The organism is Paenibacillus sp. J22R232 (genome assembly GCF_056269165.1).
This window is the reverse complement of record NZ_JBWDNK010000001.1, coordinates 651562-667728: the sequence shown is the minus strand read 5'-3', so window position 1 is coordinate 667728 and position 16167 is coordinate 651562. Positions and strand designations below refer to the sequence as shown.

13 protein-coding genes and 1 riboswitch are annotated in these 16167 nt (G+C 52.9%); of the genes, 2 read left to right on the top strand and 11 right to left on the bottom strand.

The genetic code is table 11. From position 1 onward, the window contains the following. Nucleotides 1-2: 2 nt before the first annotated feature. Nucleotides 3-1004 (bottom strand): ABC transporter substrate-binding protein, encoded by a 1002-nt coding sequence (locus AC0YN3_RS03220; RefSeq protein ID WP_475773655.1) that lies wholly within the window; start codon nt 1002-1004, stop codon nt 3-5. 142 nt (nt 1005-1146) lie between these two features. Beyond that, a riboswitch (cobalamin riboswitch) is annotated at nt 1147-1289 on the bottom strand. Between the two features lie 204 nt (nt 1290-1493). Between AC0YN3_RS03220 and AC0YN3_RS03215 the strand changes: the two genes are divergently transcribed. Next, a complete protein-coding gene (locus AC0YN3_RS03215; RefSeq protein ID WP_475773654.1) occupies nt 1494-1937 on the top strand; it encodes a FixH family protein in 444 nt (147 codons plus the stop codon). A 4-nt stretch (nt 1938-1941) separates the two neighbouring features. On the opposite strand, the gene AC0YN3_RS03210 is transcribed toward AC0YN3_RS03215, so the two are convergent. Further along, the gene (locus AC0YN3_RS03210) at nt 1942-2628 is read right to left on the bottom strand and encodes a sulfite exporter TauE/SafE family protein (protein WP_475773653.1); all 687 of its coding nucleotides are present in this window, start codon (nt 2626-2628) and stop codon (nt 1942-1944) included. Further along, on the bottom strand, nt 2625-4904 hold the full coding sequence (locus AC0YN3_RS03205; protein ID WP_475773652.1) for a heavy metal translocating P-type ATPase: 2280 nt from the start codon (nt 4902-4904) through the stop codon (nt 2625-2627). The genes AC0YN3_RS03210 and AC0YN3_RS03205 overlap by 4 nt, the downstream gene beginning before the upstream one ends. Nucleotides 4905-5088: 184 nt before the next feature. Here AC0YN3_RS03205 and AC0YN3_RS03200 point away from each other — a divergent pair, with 184 nt between their 5' ends. Then, nucleotides 5089-5298 (top strand): hypothetical protein, encoded by a 210-nt coding sequence (locus AC0YN3_RS03200; protein ID WP_475773651.1) that lies wholly within the window; start codon nt 5089-5091, stop codon nt 5296-5298. A gap of 90 nt (nt 5299-5388) precedes the next feature. Here the strand turns inward: AC0YN3_RS03200 and AC0YN3_RS03195 are convergent, their stop codons facing one another. The 8 genes from AC0YN3_RS03195 to AC0YN3_RS03160 all read right to left on the bottom strand — a co-directional run bounded on the left by AC0YN3_RS03195 (nt 5389) and on the right by AC0YN3_RS03160 (nt 16135). Continuing rightward, nucleotides 5389-5793, bottom strand: coding sequence for a hypothetical protein (locus tag AC0YN3_RS03195; RefSeq protein ID WP_475773650.1), 405 nt, complete (start codon nt 5791-5793; stop codon nt 5389-5391). A 250-nt stretch (nt 5794-6043) separates the two neighbouring features. Beyond that, a complete protein-coding gene (map, locus tag AC0YN3_RS03190) occupies nt 6044-6790 on the bottom strand; it encodes a type I methionyl aminopeptidase (RefSeq protein WP_475773649.1) in 747 nt (248 codons plus the stop codon). Between the two features lie 144 nt (nt 6791-6934). Beyond that, the gene (locus tag AC0YN3_RS03185; RefSeq protein WP_475773648.1) at nt 6935-7246 is read right to left on the bottom strand and encodes a rhodanese-like domain-containing protein; all 312 of its coding nucleotides are present in this window, start codon (nt 7244-7246) and stop codon (nt 6935-6937) included. Between the two features lie 104 nt (nt 7247-7350). Then, nucleotides 7351-10233, bottom strand: coding sequence for a VWA domain-containing protein (locus tag AC0YN3_RS03180; RefSeq protein ID WP_475773647.1), 2883 nt, complete (start codon nt 10231-10233; stop codon nt 7351-7353). Continuing rightward, the gene (locus tag AC0YN3_RS03175) at nt 10217-12202 is read right to left on the bottom strand and encodes a vWA domain-containing protein (RefSeq protein WP_475773646.1); all 1986 of its coding nucleotides are present in this window, start codon (nt 12200-12202) and stop codon (nt 10217-10219) included. Before AC0YN3_RS03175 ends, AC0YN3_RS03180 begins: the two co-directional genes overlap by 17 nt. 73 nt (nt 12203-12275) lie before the next feature. Further along, the gene (locus AC0YN3_RS03170) at nt 12276-13283 is read right to left on the bottom strand and encodes a DUF58 domain-containing protein (protein ID WP_475773645.1); all 1008 of its coding nucleotides are present in this window, start codon (nt 13281-13283) and stop codon (nt 12276-12278) included. Then, nucleotides 13280-14269 (bottom strand): AAA family ATPase, encoded by a 990-nt coding sequence (locus AC0YN3_RS03165; RefSeq protein ID WP_475773644.1) that lies wholly within the window; start codon nt 14267-14269, stop codon nt 13280-13282. The genes AC0YN3_RS03170 and AC0YN3_RS03165 overlap by 4 nt, the downstream gene beginning before the upstream one ends. 15 nt (nt 14270-14284) lie before the next feature. Further along, complete coding sequence (locus tag AC0YN3_RS03160; RefSeq protein WP_475773643.1) at nt 14285-16135, bottom strand: hypothetical protein; 1851 nt, start codon at nt 16133-16135, stop codon at nt 14285-14287. Nucleotides 16136-16167 lie beyond the last annotated feature (32 nt).

Sequence of the window (16167 nt, the reverse complement as noted above, 5' to 3'; positions counted from 1 at the left end):
CTTTATTTCACGAGATCCGGATGAATCACTTTAGCGAGCTCCAGCAAGCCGTCCGCTAGACGCGGTCCAACGCGCACGAGCGGATTCTCCGTCACTGCATGCAGCTGTTTGTTTTTCACTGCGGCAATGACATCCCAGCCTGGGCGGCTTTCGATGCCAGTGACGATCGGATTCGGATCCTCCTTCAGATCAGGGTATATAATCAGCTCTGGGTCCTGAGCAACGACTTCCTCTGCGCTGACCTCGAACCAGCCCTGTGATGCAGCAGAAATGTTTATGCCGCCGGCTAGGTTTAAAAGCTCGTCAAGAAAAGTGCCGGAGCCGACAGTCCAGCCTGGTGAAAACTCCATGTACACTTTTTTTCGCTCCGCGTTTTTCACCGCGTCCGTTACCTGCTGCCTCACCTGCCGCATATGATCTGCCATTTCAGTCGCTTCGGCTTGTTTATTCATAATATGACCTAAAATTTCTAATTTGGCAATAACGGCGTCATAGGTAAGCGGATCTGAAGCGTACACAGGGATTTTAAGCTCTCTCAGCTTTGCGATTGCATCTGAATTCAATGTAGTTGAAGCCAAAACAAGATCCGGATTCAATGCCATTACGGCTTCGATATTGGTGGTCATATCCCCAACCTTTGGCTTTGCCGCCGCTTCCTCGGGGAAATCGCTCCATTGATCGACGCCTACTACCTGCTCTCCGGCACCGATCGCATAGATCGTCTCCGTTTCACTAGGCACGAGCGTCACAACCTTCGTTGGTTGCTGCTCGAAAGTGATCTCGGTACCTGTATCGTCCTTAATCGTATAAGGATATACCGTTGCCTGAGGAGCTGCATCATTGTTTTCTTCTGGCTTATTGGCTTCCGAATTCGTAAGGTTTGTTTCTGGAGATTGCTGGTTTTCTGATTCTTTGTTTACTCCACATGCGCTGGTGATGACAAGCATCGCCGCAAGCAGCAAGCCAAACAGGGTCTTCGTTAAGTTACGGTTATTTCTTACCACGGTTTTCTGCACCTCTTTTTTTAGTTTGTCAAAACAAAAAAAAGCATCCCCGGCCATTGTGCCAGAAATGCTCCCATACGCTCTTCAACTACTTGCAAAGCGACAAGCTTCCCGAGCACCCTCCCTATTTCCACGTAGGTTTAAGCGCATGTAAGGACAGGCAGATTTTCTGACTCGGTCGTAACGAGGCCTTAAGCCTCCGTTATCCAACCTTACAGTGGCGGGTCCGTGCCGGAATTGCACCGGTCTTCCCTTTTAAGCTTCAAAGAGCACTGCAAGATGTGATTCCTTGCAAGACAATCTCCTGTCCGCACCAGTCCATTTTACGTTTATTTAATCAGTTGTTAATATACACCGACATCGCGTTTTTGTCCATTAAACAGCCGCAATTGAATCCTGTTATCCGGGTTCTGCTTCCCGCTCTTCCCGCATAGGTAACTTAAATGAGCATCCTCTCAAAAAAACGAATGAAGGAGGATAAACAAATAGATGCAGCAGATTCAGAATGTCCGCACTACTTATTTGAAATTTTCCCTTGTTCTATTCTTACTCGCGCTTCTTATCGGTTTCGCTTTTTGGTGGTTTCGACAAGATGAAGCTGTTCCCCCGCAAACGACGGAGCATGCCTTCGGCAGCGGAACGATGAGCTGGACCATTGAGGATTACCCCGCGAAGGTTTTGCACGAAAACCGATTCTCGGTTGAGATAACGGATGCACAGGGCCTACCGGTTCAAGATGCTAAAGTAACGGTGAAGCTTGACATGATTAGCATGGTTTGCGGTGACTATGTGTTTGATATGACAGAAGAAGCCCCTGGCAAATATGCAGGAGATGGCGTCCCCCTAATGGCAGGCATGTGGAAAGCAACGTTAACGCTTGATACGAATGAGCAAACTTATGAAATTAGCAGATTGCTGAAAGCAAGCCATTAAGCCGCTACCATAACCATGGATTTATGGTCGGAATCAGGCCATTGACTGCAAGCCCGCGCAGAATAGAAATGACGCCTACAGCAAGTGCCGTAACAAAGCTTGCCTTTCGCATGAAACGGCGCCATTTCTTGTTGGCAAACGCAGCAAACGATGCGGCTAACGCCAATGCTGGAAAAGTAGATAAACCGAATAAAGCCATGACGGCAGCACCTGTTAAACCGGAGCCGGTAGAGGCTGCTGTCATTTGCATGGCATAGGTGAGCCCGCAGGGAAGAAAGCCAAAAGCTATGCCAGTAGCAAGCAGATGGAGCGTCTCCTGCTTATTCGACTGGTTCACGCCATGAACCAGCTTTTTGTATAGAAAGGAAGAAAGGCGGTTCAACAGCGGCAGCTGGAAACGGCGCCATAGCCAGAGAAGGAGAAAGCAGCCGCCGACGATGGATGCAAGCCCCTGCATCCCGGCAAACCTTCCAGCGACGTCCACAAAAGATCCTACGGTCCCCATTACGCCTCCCAGCAATGCATAGGATACGATACGGCCCGCGTTATAAAGCAGCATCGACTTCTTCACGGAAGCCGTGGAATTTAACGAAACAGCGGATACGATTCCCCCGCACATTCCAATGCAGTGCGGCGCGCTGAATAAACCAGTCAGAACAATAAAGCCGATCAGCTGTCCAGTCATCGTCATGAATAGACTCCGGCCCTTCGCTTCAGCAAGCCCTTCAACCGAAGCGCATTCCCTACTACCGACACGGAGCTTAGCGCCATCGCCGTTCCTGCCATCCATGGCTCCAGCATGCCTAAAGCGGCAAACGGAATGACGATGACATTGTATACGAATGCGAATGTTAGATTTTGCCGTACGTTTCGAATCGTCAGCCTGCTGATTCTAATCGCTTCCGGGATTGCTTGCAGCCGCGAGAACAACAGCGTCATATGGCCGGCTTGAAGCGCTGCATCCGTACCTTCCCCCATGGCAAGGCCAACATCCGCCGCCGCGAGCGCCGGAGCATCATTCCAGCCGTCTCCCGCCATCGCAACCCGAATGCCTTTTCGCTTCATCTGCTCAATGAGCGCAAGCTTGCTCTCAGGCAGCATGGAAGCATGAACCTGTACAATGCCAACAGCCTTTGCGGCTGCACGCGCTGGCGCTTGATGGTCCCCTGTGGCAAGTATGGACGATACACCCAGCGCTTTCAGCTGCTTCACCGTCTCCCTGGCATTCGCTTTTACGCTGTCGCTGAAAGACATGACGCCTATGCCTTTTCCAGCTGCAGCTGCATAAAGCACCGTCTCCCCGAGCTCCTCACGCTGCTTGGCAAATGCGATCAGCTTGTCGTTTAACGACCATTTGCGATGATGTGCAAAATTTGCGTTTCCAATGCCGAAGCGATGCTCTTTGACGATTGCTTCGATGCCTCCGCCTTCCGTAAATTCATGGTTGCTGGCAGCAGGTATGACAAGCCCAAGCCGCCCCGCTTCATTTAAGATGGCGACAGATAGCGGATGCGTCGATTCCGACTCTGCTGCTGCAGCCATTCGAAGCAGCGCAGACCGGCTGATTTGATCAGACAGTACGGCACTAACACGCGGCCTGCCCTCAGTCAATGTTCCTGTTTTATCGAAAATAACCGTCTGAATGCTCGCTAGCCGCTCCAGTGCTCCAGCTTCCTTAGCTATAATGCCCTGCTTGGCAAGCCTGCCGGAAGCAATGACCAATGAGATCGGAGCCGCCAAGCCAAGCGCGCAGGGACAAGCAGCCAATAGCACGGCTATGCTGCAAATAAATGCTTTGCTCCAGTTGCCAGGGTCTAGGAAAATGCCCCATAACACAATCGTACCCATAGCAAATACAAGCATAGCCGGCACGAACCAGCTTGCTGCCGCATCCACGTTGCGTTGGATCGCGGACTTTGACCGCTGAGCTTGACGAACAAGCTCCTGTATGCGGTTCAGCATCGTATCATGACCAGCAGCCTGCGTGCGAATCCGCAGCAGCCCCGTCTCATTGCGCGTCCCTGCCCACGCCTGATCTCCCTCGGCCTTCGACACCGGCAGGCTTTCTCCCGTGAGCAAGGCTTCATTAGCCGTGGATCGTCCGGCTGTTATTCTTCCGTCAACAGGGATAACCTCGCCTGCCTGCACGATTACGATATCGCCTGCCCTAACGAACTCTGTCTTCATTCGTATCCATTCTCCGGCCCGTTCAACAACAGCGGTCTGGTTATGCAGCTTATCATAACCATCCGTTCCGCTCAGCGCCTTCAGGGAGGCTGATGTCTCAATGTATTTTCCAAGCAGTACCGCCGTCATTACGACTGCCGAGGTCTCGAAATATAAAGGCGGAGCATGCTGTGCCGCATCCATATAGGAATGAAGCAAGCCATTCTGGAAAACGGCATAATGACTGTATAAATAAGCAGCCGTTGTACCGATCACTACGAGCACATCCATGTTTGCGCTGCGCTCGCGTACCGCATGATAGGCTCCGAAATAAAAGGGCATACCGATCACAAATTGAATAACCGTAGCGAATATCAGCTGCAGCCAAGGGAAACTTAGCCATGCAGGCAAATCATTTATTAACGGCGTTAACAGTGGCATATGATGCAGCATCGTAATCAATAGCGGCAGAGTAAGCATGGCTGAAATAATCAGGCGCACCTTCAGCACGCGATGCTCTTTATGGAGCCCCTCCTTCGCCGTTTCATTAAGCATGGCTATGAATCCTAACTGATTGACTCTCTCCGCAATTTGCTTTGCATGGATTTCAGCAGGCTTGAACTGTACCCACGCAGTCCGGAGCGGAAAGCTAACGGCAACCATTTCCACGCCATTCAGCTTGCCAACCGTTTTTTCTATTCTTGCCGCGCATGCAGAACAGCTCATGCCCTGCACTGCGAAATCTATCGTACAATCGTTTCCTAATTCATGCTCGAATCGCTCGTCTATCAAGCTCAGCACCGCCTTCCATCCATCGCCCTCTCATGCCTGTACCTCTCTGCGTTTATCTATATGACAGGCGATCGGATTGCATGAATGGAACCTGCATGCGCTCAGCTGTTCAATCCCATTGGCTATTTATAGGCAAATGGTGTATGATTTGTCCTTGTATACTAAACATATAGATGTATGGAGGCAACCTAACATGCAAGAAAAAATTAAGCTTACAGCCGGTCAAAAACTGATCACAAACAAAGATTTCGAAGTTGCTATCGCAGCAAAAGCAAAAATTAAACCGATGCAAAACGGCATGCAGATCAGACCCGCATCAACCATTATCGGGTATAACGATGATTCAATCCGCATGTCTGATGGAAGTATTATCCATAGAGCTGCCAATACGTTTTTCGTGTAAAAAGGGTTGACCGATACCTCAATCGGTCTTTTTTTATTTCCGGCGTTTCTGAAGCGCTGCCGCTAGCCTCTTACTCGACTTGTTAAATGACTAATAACATTTTTGCTCGTTTTTGGAAAAGCCGTCATTATCGATTGTGATTGCAGTCCGTCCCGTCAGCGATTCGGTATACCCGCATGCAATCGTTTTCTTGGTATAGCCCCGCGAATCCGTATATGTCAAATAGACGGCTCCTTCCCCGGACAAGCTAAGCTTCGGCTTAATGACTGCGCTTGAGCCGGCTTTGATGCTCCGATCAACGATGTCCTTCCCGCTGCCCGACACGATTCCCGTTTCAATCGATACGAGATCGTAATCCGATTCATTATGAATGGTTACTGCAAAACGCTGGAAATAGGCAAATTGATCCGTTTGGGCACTCACAGCTTCCCATATTAGTCCCATAAACAATACAACTGCAACTGCCACCAGAATATACGCATTTCTTCTACTCACCGCAATCCCTGCTTTCTCCCTGTCATCTTCTTGCAAAAGGATAAATGTAACGACTCCCGCCATTAATAGACGCCCTGATGAAGCCAAAAGTAACAAGCAACCAAGAAGAAACGGCTTTGCCGTCCTCTGCAGAAGGACGGTTTCCGTTTCTCGTAGAAATAGAAGAATACTTTACCGCGAGAAGCTTATTAAGTCTTATATTTAGAAAAAACAGGCATCCGTCAATGACGAAAGCCTGTTTTCTCCAATCCTATTGCGCGGTCAAAATAATGGGTCCGTCCTCGGTGATGGCGAGCGTATGCTCATATTGCGCCGAAAGCCCACCGTCAGCCGTTCTAGCCGTCCATCCGTCCTGATCGATCTTGCTATGATACTTACCCGTGTTAAGCATCGGCTCAATCGTAAGTACCATTCCGGCTTTTAGTCGAGTTCCTCTGTTAGGCGGACCGTAATGGGGTACTTGCGGCTCCTCGTGCATTTTCTTCCCTATTCCATGCCCAATAAAATCTCGGACGACGGAGTAGCCTTGAGCCTCTGCGTAAACTTGGATAGCATGCGAAATATCGCCTATCCGATTGCCTACCACTGCCTGTTCAATGCCTTTGTACATCGATTCCTTCGTCACGTCAAGCAGCTTCTGAGAAGCTTCCGAAATATTGCCAACGGCATAGGACCATGCGGAATCGGCGAGCCAGCCGTCCAAATTAACGACCATGTCAACCGTGACAATATCTCCTTCCGTTAATACCGTCTGCCCAGGGAAACCATGGCAAATGACATCGTTTACCGACGTACAGGTTGCGAATGGATAGCCATGATAGCCCTTCTGCTCCGGGATCGCACCATGCTCCTTCAAAAACTGCTCCACGTAATCATCGATTGCTTTCGTTGTGATACCCGGCCGTACAAACGTCCGCAGCTCGCGGTGGCAAGCGGCTAGAATCTCGCCCGCTTTTTTCATTTTCATTATTTCTTCACTCGTTTTTATGACGATCATTGCAATCACCCAATCCTTTGCCTCTAAGCTGCCTTTTCTAAATGATACTGTCTATCTTATGATATTAAGGATACCTCAAAGCGCGCCAAAAATAAAAAAGCCCCGAAAATCGAGGGCTTTACAATCAAGGATAAACCATCCGCTTTAGCTGCCGAATGCAACCTCGCCGGGCCATTGCAGCATGCCGCCTGTTACATTAACCACTTTATAGCCTTGGGCTTGCAAAAAGTCGCATGCCTTTCCGCTCCGTCCGCCGCTGCGGCAAATCAGGACGATCTCTTGTTCGCCTTGCTGTAGCTCACTGATTCGATCCTGCAGCTCTGACAACGGAATGCTGCGTGCCTCTTTAATATGGCCTTCCTGCCATTCATCCGGCTCGCGCACGTCAATGAGATTAATGGATTTCCCGTTCTTTAATTGCGTTTCCAGTTCTGCTGCCGATATTTCCGGATACATATTACCCATTCCCTTCAAGCGTTGATTATAGTGAACTCACATACAAACATTGTACCCTGCAAGTTTTGACATGTCTATCTTGCGCACATTCGACTGCATGAGCACTAACGCTTTCTTCTGTTTTTGGCGGCTAGCAGCCGATTAATCGTTGCGTCTGCCGAAGCTACATTCACAGGCTCCGTGTCTTGATTAATCCGTTTTTCGGGTTCTTTATCTTCCGGCTTCGGAATAGCTGGCTCCGCATATTTCGCTCGCAGCGCTTCAGTTGAATGATGGCCGCTGCTTCCGCCATAGAAACGGTCCGTTTCCAGCTTGCGTTCCTTCAAACGGGATAACGCGCGAAAGGAGGCCATTTCAGACGCTGCATGTGAATCCTTCCGAGAAGGGGCTCGCCGTTTCGAGCTGAATGGCGTACTTAGTTGGAGCCGCAAGCGTTCCCAAGGTATCGACAACCTTCGCAGCGCTATATCGAACAGCCAGAGCAGAAGTGCCGCAGCTAGAAACGCTTGGGTCCAATCATAAAGCTGCCTCGACGGCAGCGGTGCGAATTCGAACGCCTGCTGCGGGCTTGATAGCTGCAATGCTCTTCCGCCTGTTGTTGCTGCGAGCTGTTCCAATAAGACGGCTCCGTTCTCGTTCGAGATTCGGTATTCGGGTGAATACGGAATGACGAATCCTGCTGTGCTGCCATCCTTAATGCTTGAGTCGCCTGCCTGCTGGCCGATCTGTGCCAAATAAACGCCTGGCTCGGATACCGTCAGCTTGGCTTCATATTCGCCTGGCGCGACGGGCATCAGCTTTTTCAACTCGAATTGGCCTGTATCGTCTTGGATGCCGGCAGATAGATCGCTTGTCGCTTCCCCATCGCCTGCAAGCGCGCGCACGCTCAACCTTGCTTCGTTCCCTGCCATATTGGCTGCTATGGCGAATGGCGTACTCTCAAACTGCGGAAACGTCCATTTCACCCAATCCACGAATACCCTCGGCAGCTCTGGCCATTGCACCCAACTGCTGGACCATTTGCCAATAAGGTCGCTTGTCCAAGCGACAGTTCGCCCTGAGCCATAAGGCCAGCGCGCTAGCAGCGGATCGCCGTCCGGAGTCCACAAGGCGATTTCCGCCGTTTCTTTTGGCGTGACAGCGACATACGCATGAATGGGCGGCAGCCCGTTCCGAAAGAGAACGGACCAATCCGCAGCTTGTCCGATGCTTGGCGTGAACGTCTTCTCGACAATGTAGGTTCTGGACATCATTACGGTTTCCCGGCTGAAAATCGCAGGCAGCGTGCTCTGATCCTTCGTAAAATAATAGCGGCCCTTAGCGTCATCCGCTAATTGCTTTAGCAGCTGCTGATCCGCTCCATCTCCCACCGCAACCGTGGATAATGTCATATTTTGATCTTTCATCGCATCGGTAATCGCTTTGTAATTGGCTCCTGAAGCTGACTGCCCATCTGTTAACATAATCATATGCTTGCGCTGTGCATCAAGCTCCTTCAAGCCTTCGTACCCCGCTCTCAGCGCCGAAAAAATGTCAGTGCCGCCTTCGGGCTGAATCCCTTTTATCTGGGTCAATACTGCATCCCGGTCGTTCAGCTGCGTTGGCTCAACCACCCACCATGGCGCAGAATCGAATGCAACTACGCCAACTGTGTCGGTATCGCGAAGCAGCTCAACCGTTCGCATAGCCGCTTCCTTGGCGAGCTCCAGATTTGCGCCAGCCATGCTGCCCGAGCGATCGATAACAAGAACAAGCCCTAAGGAAGGGATCTGTTTCTTGCCTTGCAAATCCATATAGACAGGCAGCGCCCGTTCGATAGGCGTTTTGAAATAACCGCCAAGACCGTAACTCTGGTCGCCGCCTAGCATGACTAATCCGACCCCGTAATCGCTAACCGCCTTTGCGATCCATTCCATCGGCTTCTCGGCTATCCGAGTAGCAGGGACATTATTTATAATCAAGCTGTCGTACGCCGCATACTCCGCAAGCTCGACTGACAGCTGCTCTGGCAGGATGGTTTCATATCGGATCAGGGAAGCTTGCAGAGCCGCTTCTATATTGGCCGACGTACCGCTAGCCCCTTCCACGATTAATACGGCTGGCGGTCCGCTTACCCGGCTGAACGCATGCGCGGTATTGTTGGCCGCTTGGTCATCGCCTGCTGCAAAAATTTCTGCGCGGAAGCGGTGAAACCCCGGCTCTGCCGCGATGCTTTGCAAAGCGTAACGGTTCTCGCCAGTCTCCAGCTGGATGCTTGAAACCGACAGCTCCTTATTGTCAGCATAGAGGCGCAGCTGTGCCGGGCCCACGACCGTACTTGCAACCACGATTTCGAAGCCGAACGTCTCCCCTTGCTTGAGTGCCGCTGGAACGTTAAGCTCCTCGACAGAAACATCGGTCATTCGCTCCGGCGTTAGTGCTACAACATCGATAGCAATGCCTGCATCCTTCAATAGCCGAGCTTGTCTGCGCGCATCGCCAGTATTCTCGGCGCCGTCCGAGAGCAAAACAATTCGCCCTCCGCCCTCCTTTTGAAGCATAGCGGCTGCAAGCTGGAGGCCTTGCGAAAGATCCGTATATTGTTTATTGACTTCAGAGCGGAATGCCAATTGCTCTTCCTTCTCACGCTTGTCCTGCGAAAGCGGCCGCTCAATGGCCGCATGCAAGCCAGACGAGATCAATCCGGCCCAGTCATCCTGTGCTTTAGTAGCCCACGCTTCTTGAATCCAATCGCTTACTACGGCGTCCGCGCGTACGCTTGCCGACCTGTCTGCAATAAAGATGACATGCCGCTGATCCTTTTCCGTGTAAGGCTGGACGCCTGCTGCAATAACGAGCAACAGCAGCAGAATGACGGAGCGTACCGCAATCGATATTATTTTTCTGCTGCCTCGCAATCGTATGGTCATCTTTGCCATCCACCACACATAGAAAAGCAGCGGCAGCAGCAAGAGAAGCACCCACGGACTATTAGCTTGAAAGCCCACGTCTATACACCTCCCATTCTGCGCCCATTATGAGAAGCAGCAGCATAGCTGCGTATATTTGCAGCGATAAGGCCTGCTCGGCACGCGGCTCTGACTCCGAGCCTTCACTCATTGATAAGCCGTCCGGCGTCCCTGCGCCTTCCAGCAAACGGCTGCCATCCTTTAACTGGCTTCCCGTCAGCTCGGTATGATCGTTCGTTACGGCTAACAGACGGTTACCGATAATACGGTTATCCTCGTTTGTTTCCATTAATCGGTATAAGCCAGGCTCTTCAGGTGCCATGTAAAGGCCCGATGCTTCTAATTCGAGCTCAGCCGGTGGACTTACTTCATGATTAGAATGCTCCTCATTGCGCACTACCTGAACCCATTCTGCTTTTGCCGTATCGGATTGGAAGGAAATTTCCATCTGCTCGCCAGAAATGGCAGTACCGAGATTAAGCTGCTTGCCGCCATTCATCCATTCAACCGCTTGAACGATCAGGACCGGAAATTCGGGCCGCAACGGCAGATCACTGTCCTGAAGATTGAACGTGAACCGGAGCTGCGGCTTGCCGCTGTTCGTTCCTGCATATATGGCCGGTATTCCACCGTAGCTCAAAATGTCCTCTGCCCATGCCAAATCTTCCTGTTTCGGCCTCGCAAGCCGGCTTATATGCGTATCGGAGAAGGTCACATACGCGGTTACTGCATGCTCTTTCGTTACGACACGGTTATTGGCGGGAGCTTCCGAATTCTTATTCAAAGGATCAGGATGGTCTATCATCCACAGCGGCTTCTGATCCAGAAGCTTCGACCAAGACGGGTCGGCAAGCAAGCGATCGTCCAAGCCATCCATTACGATCCAATCGAGCTCGCTGGCTTGTTCGCCGGAGGGCGCAGCTTGGCCAGGACTTGCCTTGACTGCTTGAACGCCTGCAAGCTGAAGCGCTTTTTCCAGAAAAAGATTGCCCTCCGTCACGAGCAATACTTGACGCTTACGCGGATTTTCAGGGAATTGATAAGCCGTATTATCAACGACAAACCGATCATCCCGCTCGTTAATGCGTGCCTTGTAATAATCGGCCGTTGGCAGCTCCTGTACACGCACGCTCTCCCATTCTCCTGCTGGGACGGCAATCTCTTGCACGGAAACGAGCTCCTCTTCCTGTGTAGGCGACACTGCGTATACTTTCAGCTGCAGCTGGCGATCAACCTCGCTGTCATTGCGAATGGTGATGACACCGCTAGCTGAAGCGCTTCCGACCGCAGCTGCTTTTATTCCAAAATACATAATCGATACGTTCCGGTTTGTCGCTTCACCGTCAACGACATACAACCGGACCGGGGCTTGAAGCTGCAGATTGCCTGCCTCCTCCGCATCCGTCCAGCGTCCATCGGAAAATAGGATCATTTCACCGGCCGGATCATCTTGCAGAATGGAATTCGCCAGCGAAAGCGCTGCTATTCGGTCAGACTTGCCATAATAAGGCCTTATCCGGGCTAATTGCTGTTTAACCACGCCTTTATCAGTCACTTCGCTGGCTAACATCTCCGGCTGTGCACCGATTGTGATCAACGAAACCGGTCTTTTTCCAGGCTGCTCGTCCATCCAAGTGGCTGCTTGCTCGATCGCAAGCTCCAATCTCGTGGCGGCCTGAGAAGCCTTCGGTTGGCTTAGCTTCGAAGCCATGCTGGCCGAACGGTCGATGACGATCACGGCATGCCCTGTCGAAACGGCTTCTTTGGTTACGACAGGCTGCATTAATGCAAGCACGAGCAATGTCGCAATCAGCAGCTGTATAAACAGCAGCAAGCGTGCCCTAAGCTTTTGCCAGGGACGGTTAGCCTCTTGCTCCTCAAGGATACGCCGCCATAACAGATGACTCGCGATTTCCTTCCGTTCATAAGTACGCTTGAGCAGGTACATCGCTGCGATGATGGGCAATGCGGCCGCAAACCATGCAGATGAAAGGGATAAAAACTGCATCCGCTTCCCTCCTTCCTGTCTTCTCATTCATGGATGCAGCCGGCTGCGACGATGAACGACGCATGTATTCGTATTAACTATTCAGCAGACGCGAGGATAATAAGGTATGACGAATGGTCTCTTCGAGCGGAACGTCCGTATTCACAAATACGTAGACGGCACCGCGTTCTGCACAAATCTGCTGCAATTCCTGCTGAAACGCAGAAACGGCTTCGCGATATTCCCTTAGTCTCTTATGCCCAATCGCAACCTCCTTCCCCGTTCCAAGCTCACTGTCGATCAGCTTAAGCTCACCGCTAAATGCCGGATTGATCTCTTCCTTAGACAGCAAATGAACGAATACGACTTTTTGGCCAGCTGCCATTAAGGACAGTACCGTCTCCTTAACCCCGGTCTCGAACATGGCATCCGTAATGAGCCAAGAGGTGCCTGAACGTCTAGGCAGTGCTGTATCCGAGTTGAATGGCATGGAGAGGCTGGTGAATGCTGCGGATGCCGCCTGCCCTTTCATTTGCTCCGATTCGAGAGCATGTAGCGCTCCAGCCAGAAATTGAAATAGCTTAGGCACCGCTGCCCGGCCATGCAGCGTCTGCATTTCTTTGACGATGCTTGCTTGAAATAACCGGATGGATATGCGATCGTCTCCGCTAAGAGCAAGATATCCTAGACTTGCAGCAAGCCTGATGGCGTACTGCAATTTATTTGCTTCCTTTTCCCCGAAATTCATGGACTGCGACACATCCACGTAAAGATTAACCTGGAGCTCCTGCTCGTCCCAATACTGCCGCATATAAGCCTTGGCCGTTCGGCCATAAACGTTCCAGTCAATTCTGCGGACATCGTCGCCTGGCGAATAAGGACGGTAATCCGCAAATTCCTGTGAACCGCCGAGCGAGCTGGAGCGCCGTTTGCCTGCCAGCATCCCTTTAATCCGATTTCCGCCGCTTATGCTCATCCGGTCAAGTTCTGAGAGCAGGCCCACATTAGGAAATAGTCGATGAAGCGCCTCCTGGGCGGTGACCGTATGCTCAGGTAGCTGGCCTGAAATACCCGTAAATCCGTTAGCTTTGCCCAAACTCATCGTTCGGCCTCGATCGCTGCGAGAATCGAATCGCTCATCCGATCGCTTGTTAAACCCATAGCCTGTGCCTCATAGCTGAGCACGATCCGGTGACGCAAAACAGGCACCGCCGCCAGTCGGATGTCTTGCCACGATACATGCAGCCTTCCGGCGGCCAGCGCCCTTACTTTACTGACGGAGATAACCGCTTGAAGCGCGCGTGGGCCTGCACCGAATCGAACATACCGCTTTATTTCCTCCGGTGCATCAGGTTCTTGGGGATGCGTCATCATGACCGCCTTGACAGCCAAATCCAATACGTCGTCAGCGACGAGCATTTGCTTGGCTGCTGATTGAAGCTCCAGCAGCTCTGCAGCCGATACGACCGCGGCAGCGTGAGGCTGGGAAGCGGCAGTCGTTCTAAGCACAATCTGCTTCAGCTCCTCCCGCGTTGGAAATTCGACCCCAATCTTCAACAGAAACCGGTCTAGCTGTGCCTCCGGCAGCGGATATGTCCCTTCCTGCTCAATGGGGTTTTGAGTAGCCAATACGAAAAAAGGCTTTGGCAGACGGTGTGTTTCACCGCCAGCGGTAACCGTTCCTTCCTGCATTGCTTCAAGCAGCGCACTTTGCGTTTTTGGCGTGGCACGGTTAATCTCATCGGCAAGAACGAGATTGCCGAATATGGGCCCAGGCTGAAAGCGCTGCGCCGTGCTTCCTTGCGTTCCGAAATCAATCAAGGTCGTGCCGGTAATATCCGAAGGCATAAGGTCAGGCGTGAACTGAATTCTTGAGAACTGCAGGGCAATGCAGTCCGCGACGGTGCGGACAAGCATGGTTTTGCCGAGTCCCGGAATCCCTTCCAGCAAAGCATGGCCGCCAGCAAGCAGGCACCACAGCAGCTGTTCTACTACATGGTGCTGTCCGACAATGACGCGTCCGATTTCTTCTTTAAGCGCGGCGATCCTTCCCGCGGCTTCCTCTAACTGAGCTTTCGTTTCAATCAAATCGGATCATCTCCATTATTGGTTCGGTTGTATTTGGTCAAAATATTCCTTTACCTTCTCCTGCATGCTGGCAGGCAGCTGTGAGCGGCCGAGCGATTGCTTTGCTTCTGTCGCATATTCGTTGTATACATCTTCATAGGGCCGCGTAGCACCGTCTATCATTGGCGATTGGCCACCCGTTTCCGTCTGGCCTCCGCTGGATGGTCCGCCATCCTGCTGTACGTTTCCTGAACCTTCCAAATAACGCGGAGTCGTAACCAAATGCCTGCTCCCCAAGCCCGTCCCCGCTCCGCTGCCAATTCCTGACCCGGAGCCAGAGCCAGTGCCCGTTCCGGAGCCAGAGCCAGAGCTAGAGCCAGAGCCAGAGCCGGAGCCAGAGCCAGTGCCAGTGCCAGTGCCAGAGCCAGAGCCAGTGCCAGAGCCAGTGCCAGAGCCAGTGCCAGAGCCAGTGCCAGAGCCAGAGCCAGTGCCAGAGCTAGTGCCGGAGCCAGAGCCAGAGCTAGAGCTAGAGCCGGAGCTAGTGCCAGAGCTAGTGCCAGAGCTAGTGCCAGAGCTAGAGCCGGAGCCGGAGCCAGTGCTAGAGCTAGAGCTAGAGCTAGAGCTAGAGCCAGAGCTAGAGCCAGAGCCAGAGCCGGACCCGGCTGCTCCCGCGGCCGTTCCGCCAGACCAGCCAGGCGGTATGGCTCCACCCTGCGCGGCCAGCTGCTGTGCAAGCTGCTGCCCGCTTTGTTCCAGTTGGCCCGCCATCGACCGGGCCAATTGCTCCAGCTCGCCCTGCGATAATTCGCTGGCGAGCGCTTGCTCCAGAGCGGCGAGCGCATCGCCGTCGCTCTCGCCGCCAGCGGCGGCTTCGCCGGAGGCGCGAGCTTGCTGCGCCGCCTGTTCAAGCGCCGCAGCAAGCCCCGCGGCGCCATCCTCCCGCGGCTGCTCCGCTGCCAGCCGCTCCAACGCTTCCGCCAGCGCTTCACGCTGCTCTGGCGACAATCTTTGCAGCTGCGATCGCATATCGCTGATCGCCTGCCGCATGCCTGCGGCGTCCCGGTCCTGCAGCGCCTGACCGAGCTGCTTCAGGCTTGGCTCCGCGCTCATCGTTTCCGCCGCAGCTTCCATTCGCTCGGCGGCCAACTTCGCAGCCTCCGCTGCCGCCTCAAGCTCACTGATAGCCGCCTCCAGCTGCTCCAGCGCTTCAGACCCATCGCCGCCGAGCGCGTCCAGCTTGCTTCGCAGCTCCTCCAGCGGCTGCAGCAGCTCCTGCTTCGCATCCTTCGGAAGCTCCGCTGCATCCGCAAGCTCGGCGAGCTTATCCACCTCGCTTTCAAGCTCTGCCAGCCGTTCCTTCGCCTCGGCCATCGCTTGCGCCCGCTCATCGAGCGGGTTAGGCATGACGAGCAGCGCAGCCGTCACGACCCAAACCGCTGCCGTTCCGTACGCGAGCCGCCTCCAGCTGCGCCAAGGCGGCCATGGCAAACTCACACGCAATGAACCAATGAAGCGCTCAGCAGCCTCCAGGGCTTCCTCGCGCTGCAGCTTAATGATGGGCAGCTCAGCGCTTTCCTCGCGCTGCAGTCCGTCTAAAGCGGTAGACACGGCATCCTCTGTTCCCTTCCGGTCCATTAAGCGTGCTGCCTCCCGAATAGAAGCACGCTTCCATACACCCCAAGCGATACCCGCAAGAAATCCGGCTGCAGGAAACATCATTAATAGCAGCTGCGCATGAAGGATCGGCCACAACCGGCTTGCGCCAAGCAGCAGCAGTCCGCACCCGCTTCCAATGAATAGGCCAGCAAGTGCAAACTTGCATACGGCGAACACCGTCATCCGATTCCGAACAGGGCCAATAAGCTCGATTAAAGATTTAGGTTCCACCGGTGCTCCTCCTTAAATCTTAATAGACAAGT